Annotated in this window: 6 protein-coding genes and 2 tRNA genes; 1 reads left to right on the top strand and 7 read right to left on the bottom strand. The window is 37.8% G+C overall.

All coding sequences use genetic code 11. The features are described 5' to 3' along the window. Positions 1-104: 104 nt before the first annotated feature. The 3 genes from fabG to ACH6EI_RS21310 all read right to left on the bottom strand — a co-directional run bounded on the left by fabG (position 105) and on the right by ACH6EI_RS21310 (position 4,187). Positions 105-845 (bottom strand): 3-oxoacyl-ACP reductase FabG, encoded by a 741-nt coding sequence (gene fabG / locus ACH6EI_RS21300; protein ID WP_014461644.1) that lies wholly within the window; start codon positions 843-845, stop codon positions 105-107. 580 nt (positions 846-1,425) lie between these two features. Next, complete coding sequence (locus ACH6EI_RS21305) at positions 1,426-2,043, bottom strand: TVP38/TMEM64 family protein (protein ID WP_028412419.1); 618 nt, start codon at positions 2,041-2,043, stop codon at positions 1,426-1,428. A 164-nt stretch (positions 2,044-2,207) separates the two neighbouring features. Beyond that, positions 2,208-4,187, bottom strand: coding sequence for a S9 family peptidase (locus tag ACH6EI_RS21310; protein WP_108674388.1), 1,980 nt, complete (start codon positions 4,185-4,187; stop codon positions 2,208-2,210). 176 nt (positions 4,188-4,363) lie between these two features. On the opposite strand from ACH6EI_RS21310, the gene ACH6EI_RS21315 reads away from it, so the two are divergent. After that, complete coding sequence (locus ACH6EI_RS21315) at positions 4,364-4,600, top strand: IDEAL domain-containing protein (protein ID WP_028412421.1); 237 nt, start codon at positions 4,364-4,366, stop codon at positions 4,598-4,600. A gap of 195 nt (positions 4,601-4,795) precedes the next feature. On the opposite strand, the gene aceA is transcribed toward ACH6EI_RS21315, so the two are convergent. From aceA to ACH6EI_RS21335, 4 genes are all read right to left on the bottom strand, one after another. Then, complete coding sequence (gene aceA, locus ACH6EI_RS21320; RefSeq protein WP_028412422.1) at positions 4,796-6,079, bottom strand: isocitrate lyase; 1,284 nt, start codon at positions 6,077-6,079, stop codon at positions 4,796-4,798. A 392-nt stretch (positions 6,080-6,471) separates the two neighbouring features. Continuing rightward, the gene (locus ACH6EI_RS21325; RefSeq protein ID WP_033578011.1) at positions 6,472-7,731 is read right to left on the bottom strand and encodes a M48 family metallopeptidase; all 1,260 of its coding nucleotides are present in this window, start codon (positions 7,729-7,731) and stop codon (positions 6,472-6,474) included. Positions 7,732-7,940: 209 nt separating this feature from the next. Then, positions 7,941-8,012 (bottom strand) — tRNA-Glu (locus ACH6EI_RS21330). Between the two features lie 4 nt (positions 8,013-8,016). Next, positions 8,017-8,091, bottom strand: a tRNA-Asn gene (locus tag ACH6EI_RS21335). Positions 8,092-8,140: the final 49 nt, after the last annotated feature.

Raw genomic sequence — 8,140 nt, forward strand, 5'->3', positions numbered from 1 at the left:
AAATTCCACTTTGCACATATGTGAAATGCTGGATGCAACAAAAAAACTTTTCAGTAGCCAAATGACCACTAAAAAGTTTTAGAAAAGCGAGTTATTTTCTACGTTTACATCATGATTCCACCATCTACATGCAGTGTTGTGCCGTTAATATAGTTGGACTCATCAGAGGCTAAATAAAGATAAGCATAACCAATGTCAGAAGGCTGACCTAACCTTTGTAAAGGAATAGTAGATTTCATTTGATCAATGATTTTGTCCGGCATCGCCTTCACCATATCCGTCTCAATAAACCCGGGAGCTACAGCGTTTACATTAATTCCTTTTCGCCCAAGCTCTTTAGCCCATGTTTTTGTCATTCCCACTACGCCGGCTTTTGTCGCCGCATAGTTTGTTTGACCAACATTTCCATATACGCCGGATACCGAAGATGTGCTGATAATTTTCCCTTTACCTTGAGCAATCATATGCGGTACAACGGCTTGCGTACAGTGAAAAACGCCTGTAAGGTTTACGTTAATGACCGCTTGAAAATTTTCAACTGATAATTTAGTTAGCATTCCATCTCTGGTAATACCTGCATTATTAATTAAAATATCTATTTTAGAGAAGCGTTTCACGACTTCTTCTACCATTGCATCTACACTGTCTCGATCCGCTACGTTTACTTGAAAGAATGCTACATCTCCGCCTTCTTCTTTTAGCTGAGCTGCTCGTTCTTCTCCTACTTTTGCATCGTAGTCAACCATAGCGACCTTTGCACCCTCTTGTGCGAAAATTCGAGAAGCTTCGAACCCTAACCCATTTGCTGCACCCGTAATAATTGCCACTTTATCTTTTAATCTCATGTCACCCGCGCTATAAGACGCTTACTAACAACGATTAATCAGCAAGTCGCTTGAATCTTAGTAGCGCATTCCCCTCCTCAAAACGACGCCAAGCACGTCTTAATGATCATTCGGTGCTTTTCTAGTAATGATCCCTCTACTTACATCTTAGTAGTCAAGCTCAAAAATCATTCATATAATTTTTAAGAAAACGTTTTGAAATACATGAGGTGATAATACATGTTGAGAAAAAACATGTATATCTCTAGAAAACAAAGGGTTCATTACTTAGGTGCAACTAGGAATAGACGTCTAATTTATTCCCAGTTTTTTCTTTTATTTTAGCATATTTTTCACAATTGATAAACAAAAAACTTGTTCATTACTAGACAGATACTCTGTATGTGCATTGTTCTTCCAACCGAATAAACAGACAAATAACTTCTTTAAGAAAAATTTTAAGATCCTTTCAAAAATGCTGCTGTATTCCTATAAGAAAAGGCTTCTCTATAGTTTACGATACCCTTTTTGGCTGCATGTATAACAAAAGACTGCCTATTAAAAAGCAGTCTTTCATCACTATTTGTTATATATAAACAAACTATTTGTCATACTGTTTCACTTTAGATTTTTCATTTAATCTTCGTTCAATTTGCTTTCCAACAAGCCATAGGACAAAAATGATCACTAAAACAAGTACTGCTTTTAAAGGCTGTTTCACAAATGAAACAAAATCGGCCCCAATAAAGCTCATCATAAATATCATGACCATTTTACCCGCTAATACAGCAAGCATAAACTGAGCCATACTGACACGTGATAGTCCAGCTACTACATTAATCGCTGAAGACGGCGTAAAAGGGAAACAAAGCATAATAAACAGCGGTCCAAAACCGTGTCTTTCCACCCAAATCATAATCTTTCGAATTTGCGCATGGCGGCTGATAAAATGTAAAAACCTCGCCTGTCCGTATTTTCTAAAAATCAAAAAGACAAGCAGTGATCCAACGCAGCTCCCGATCCATGAAATTAAAAAGCCTAACCATAAGCCAAAGGCAGCAGCATTAGCCATTACAAACGCAAAAAGCGGCAAGATAGGGATAAACGCTTCTAAAATAGGCAACAGCAGTCCGGGAATGATCCCAAATGATTGATATTGTTTTAATAACTCGAGGACGCCGTCTAATGTCAAATAATGCTTTAATGTTTCAAAATCCATCGAATGTTCTCCTTATTTAAACAACTGTGCTACTTTTCACTTATTGTACTACTTTCCTTTACCAAACAAAAGTTTTACAGCGTTTTATCTTTCCTGCCCTGTTGCGCTTGCCATATAGCCAGCCCTTACTTACACGAACAGAACCTCTAGAACAACATGTGCTTTTACTTAGACTGCTGCAAATAACGTTTAAACCAGCTGGTTAAATATTTTAGTCTCGCCGTTCGTAAATTAGGCTTACCGCTTCTAGAAAGTTCATGGTTAGACTGAGGAAAACGAATAAATTCTACTTCTTTATCTTTTCTTTTTAGTGCCACATAAAGCTGTTCGGCTTGTTCAATTGGACATCTATAATCCTGTTCGCTATGCAAGATTAACAGCGGTGTTTTCACGTTCTCCGCTAAACGAAGCGGCGAGTGGTTCCAAAGTTTTTCCGGATTCTCATAAATATCAGCTTTCAATTCCCATTCGGTAAAATAATAGCCAATATCACTAACGCCGTAAAAACTCGTCCAATTTGAAATAGACCGTTGCGTCACCGCTGCTTTAAACCGATTTGTACTTCCTACAATCCAGTTTGTCATAAATCCTCCGTAGCTTCCTCCTGTTACGCCAAGTTTATCTTCATTAATATAAGAGTAGCGGTTAATTGCTTCGTCGGTTACTGCCATCAAATCCATATAATCCATGCCTCCGTAATCTCCTCGAACGGCATCTGTAAAGGCTTGACCATATCCTCTTCCGCCTCTTGGATTAGAAAAGAGGATATTGAACCCTTTTGATGCAAGCACTTGAAATTCAAACATAAATGTATGACCATACATAAGATGCGGACCTCCGTGAATTTCTAAAATGGTTGGAGATACATCGTTGGCAGCAGCCGCTTTTACGACCCAACTGTGGATATGTATACCGTCCGTGGCAGTCGCGTAAAAAGATTCTGCTTCTGTGAGCTGCACATGCTTTAAAAATAAGTCATTAACGTTTGTCAGCTTCACTAGTTCCTCTGTTTTTAAATTTAGAGAATAAAGATCTCCGGGATGTGTAAATGTGCTGATTGCTACGATAGCTTCCTCACCGTTGGGAAGAACAGATACCCCGTATACGTGAGCATTATCCATAAGCACAGAGTCTAACTTTCCATTTACATTTCCTTTATATATGCCTACAGAACCCTTTTCACTTACGACAAAATAAAATTCTTCCTTACTGCTCCACATAATTCCCGCTGCGGTTCTTCCAAAGTGAAAATCTCCTGCTACCATATCTCCTATTTCTAAGTCTATACCTGCAGTGATACAAGCTGTTTTTTGATTGGAGACCTGATAAATATATATGTCATTCATTGAAGCCGATCCGTATGTACGTTCATTTCCAATGTAAGCTATGTATGACCCATCTGGTGACCACGAAACTTGATGAAAATATCCTGTTTCTGCTGTAATAGATGTTAACTTTTTAGTATCACGATGCAAAATAAACACGTCCATGGTTAACGATAAATCCGGATTCTCTCCTCGGCTGCTGCAAAATACAATTGAATTTGCATCAGGGGCCCAGCATCCTACAGAGTGATGATAAGGTCCATCCGTTAAAAACGTCACTTCTTTATTTTTAAGTTTAACGACCGCAACTTGCGTATATTCACCTTTTAAATAGCCGCTAGCATCGGATTTATACAACAAACGTTCCACTTCGTATGGCTGAGGATGCTCATGATTTTGTTCAACTCTTACAGCTTTTTCTTCCACTTTTGTAGAAAACATAATTTCGTCACTATAAGGAGACCATACGGGATTACTAACGCCTTTTTCACAATCTGTGAGTGCTTCTGCTTCCCCGCCTGTCGCTGCTAATAGATAGAGCTGAACGGTTTGACTGCGATCTGATAAAAAAGCAATCCACCTGCCGTCAGGAGACCATGCAGGAGAGTGATTATTTCCTTTATAATACGTCAATTGCTTTGTTTTTTTTGTTTCAAGATCTAACATAAACAGCTGCGTCTCATAACCGTTTTCTATTTTTTTCGTTTCTCGAACCGTATAAACTACACTTTTTCCATCTGGAGAAATCTGAGGGTTATACACAGACTTCAATTCATACAAATCCTCTACCGTTACCGTACGCTTTTTTACATGATTCAATTTCTTCGCCCCCAAGGATTCATTTTTAAACCAAATAGCCAATCGATAAAAACGAAAGTAGCGTTTCCCTCTTACTTTATCATTTCTAAAAATAAAAATCTAAAAATTTAGAAAATTAGTTGTTTTTTCTTCTTTTAATCTATATAATAATAAAAAGGGTGCAGAGGTGATGAGGTATGAACAATGAAAAATCGTACACGGAAATGATGAAGTCCCTCGCTCGCAAGAAAAAAGTAATTGATACTGTGAGTATGTTGGATGTTTATATCGAAATGGTAATTGATGAATCGCTTTTTAAGCGTCAAAAAGAACTGTTAGAAACAAACATTAACACGGCATTAGATCAACGTGATGAAACTGCTTTTTATGAGCTATCAGCACAGTACCAATCCTTACTTCAAACATCTACTTAATATTTCAAGAAGTTCATTCATGTTAATGATTTATATGTACGTTTAACAGGCAGAACCTTTCTTCTCAGGAAGAACAGCTGTCTGTTAAATCGTGTTTACTACATAAAAAAAGATTCTTACAGATGTAAGAATCTTTTTTGTTAGGATTTTTTCTATGAGTGGAAGTAAACAACCGTTCCACTCATAGATTTTTTGTTATTTATGCGCCTGAAACTGCTCTTCTTCTGTTGAACCTTTTAAAGCTGTTGTAGAGGAAGTCCCACCGGAAACTACTTGCGCCACTTCATCAAAATAACCCGTTCCTACTTCACGCTGATGTCTTGTAGCAGTATATCCATTTATTTCACTAGCAAACTCTCTTTCTTGTAACTCTGAATAAGCTGCCATTCCTCTTGTTTTATAGCCTCGTGCCAGTTCAAACATGCTGTGATTTAAAGCGTGGAAGCCAGCAAGCGTAACAAATTGGAATTTGTAGCCCATTTTTGCGATTTCTCTTTGAAACTTTTCAATCGTTTTCTTATCTAATTTTTTCTTCCAGTTGAAAGATGGTGAACAGTTATAAGCAAGCATTTTACCTGGGAATTTTTCATGAATAGCATCTGCAAATTTTTGTGCCTGTTCCAAGTTTGGTTCAGACGTCTCACACCATACTAGATCAGCATATGGCGCATATGCTAAGCCACGAGCGATAGCTTGATCGATTCCGGCTCTCGTGCGATAAAACCCTTCAGCGGTGCGTTCACCTGTAATAAACTGGCGATCTACAGGATCAACATCACTTGTAATTAAATCAGCGGCATCAGCATCGGTACGAGCAATCAGAAGTGTTGGAACACCCATTACATCAGCAGCTAAACGAGCAGCAATCAAGTTTTTCACAGCTGTCTGAGTTGGAAGCAATACCTTGCCGCCAAGATGACCACACTTTTTCTCAGATGACAATTGATCTTCGAAGTGTACCGCAGATGCTCCTGACTCAATCATTCCTTTCATTAATTCAAATACGTTCAACTGTCCTCCGAACCCTGCTTCTGCATCTGCTACAATTGGAGCAAAGTAATCAATATCTCCTTCTCCTTCTAAATGCTGAATTTGATCGGCACGCTGCAGCGCTTGATTGATTCGTTTCACAACATGCGGCACGCTGTTTGCTGGATATAGACTTTGATCAGGATACATATTTCCTGAAAGGTTTGCATCTGCAGCTACTTGCCATCCACTGAGATAAATGGCTTTTAACCCTGCTTTTACCTGTTGTACTGCTTGATTTCCTGTTAAAGCTCCTAATGCATGAACGTATGGCTCTGTTTTTAATAAGTTCCAGAACTTTTCGGCCCCTCTTCTAGCAAGCGTGTGTTCAATATCAATGGATCCTCTCAGTCCAATGACTTTTTCTGCAGAATATGGACGTTCAATTCCTTTCCAACGCTCATCGCTTTTCCAGTTCTCTTCAAGGTTTTTTACACGAATCTCTTTCATTCTTTATACCCCCTAATGAATTTAAAATTCTATATTCATAAAAATATAAAACGCAGCAGTGAGAATATGTCTGTTTCATGATGAAGTAAATTAGCAGTTTGCCATAGTGTTAGTAAGAACGTAGATGAAATAAGTAAATAGTTGAAGGACATGTAGTAAGACTTTGCTGAGGTGAATATACGCTGATAAGTTTGACTGCTATCTTTTCAATCACAAATAACTATTCCTCCCTATTGTTATAAAACAGTTTTTATTTTACATACGTTATTATATAACAGTACTTTCGAAAATGAAACCTCCTTTTAGAATTTTTTTCCTACTCGCAAGGAGGCTTTTCTATTAATACCTACGTATAAAAGGCTTCATATATCCTTTACTTTTTCTTATATCACTTATTCATTTCTTTCATACTTCTCAACAAATGAAATTCTTTCCAATATTGTTGGATGACCATATCGAAAAATTTTCACTAAATACGGCGGATTCACCTGGGACAGTCCTGATTTTGTTAAATCCTGAAATGTTTTAATAGCAGCTTGTTTATCTCCTGTTAAGTCCATGGCGTACGTGTCAGATTGAAGTTCATGATGACGCGACTGCATATTTGTTAAAGGACTTACAGCAAATGTGAGCACAGAAAAAATAAGTAGAATAAGCGGTAATGAATTTAAATCACTAAGAGAAGTGATTTTTAATGCTTTCCCCCATCTCTTAATCACAAAGCTAGCTAAATGTTTCGTTAGCCATAAACCTACAATCGATAAAACTAAGGCTGAAGCAATCCCTACATAAATATGTTTCTTCACATAGTGACCCATTTCGTGCGCCATGATAAACAAAATTTCACGTTCCGTCAATTTATTAAGAGTAGTATCCCATAACACAATTCTTGAATTAGAACCTATTCCCGTTACATATGCATTGAGAGAGTTCGTTTTTTCAGACATGTTTACTTCATATACATGCTTAGCAGGTATATGAGCTTCATCTGCTAAATGCAAAATTTTCGTCTCCAGCTCTTTATTCTTTAATGGATAAAAATCGTTATATAACGGATCGATAACCACTGGTTGAATAAACGTCAAAAATAGCGTAAATGGAATAGATACTAGCCACGCATACAGCCACCATCTTTTTGAAAACTTACGAATGAATGCATACAACACAGCAATCACTAAAAACATCGTGGCATAGTTCACCCAAAAATCTGTAAAAAGATCTTTCATCCATCCTTGGAAAGGTTGCGTCGTAATATGGTAAGCCGTTGAAAGCTTATAGCTAATCCAGTCCATAGGAAAAGAGTAGATCAGCAGCAGAACAGATAACCAAAATACATAAATAGCAGTTTGGAGAAGACTGAAACGACTGACGTCTTTAGACCACTTATTCACTTTCTTAGACACACCTAACACTAAAATTAAAATAAACCCTAACCACTCATATGGAATTCGGATAAAAAAGAGCGCATCTCTAATCTTTGAATATTTTTCGGTTAACATAAGTTCTCTTGCATTCATAAACGTAGCCGGATCCACGCTGGTACCTTTTAATGATTGTGGAATAGAGGTGTCACTTATATAAAATAAATACACCCATATACAAGCTGCATACACAAGAAAAACTCCGATGGACCACAAAACAATTTTTTTCACGCATTCCCCTCCTTTTGTACAAACAGTATTCTGTTATTACTATTGTAGGTTTTTTTTCGAAATTTAGAACAAGCGTTTAGAGATGTGCTATAGGAAATGCAAATTGTGAAGAGAAAATCATAGAAAAACGAAAAACAGAGTTTATTCTTTTGTCTAAACTCTGTTTACAAACAAAAAAAGCAGTTTGCATATGCAAACTGCTTTTGAGATGACCCGTACGGGATTCGAACCCGTGTTACCGCCGTGAAAGGGCGGTGTCTTAACCGCTTGACCAACGGGCCAGTATGGCTCCACAGGTAGGACTCGAACCTACGACCGATCGGTTAACAGCCGATAGCTCTACCACTGAGCTACTGTGGAATATGGTGGGCCTAAGTGGACTCGAACCACCGACCTCACGCTTATCAGG

Origin of the sequence: Priestia sp. JSM ZJ58 (genome assembly GCF_044383985.1) — a bacterium.
Lineage (GTDB): Bacteria > Bacillota > Bacilli > Bacillales > Bacillaceae_H > Priestia > Priestia zanthoxyli.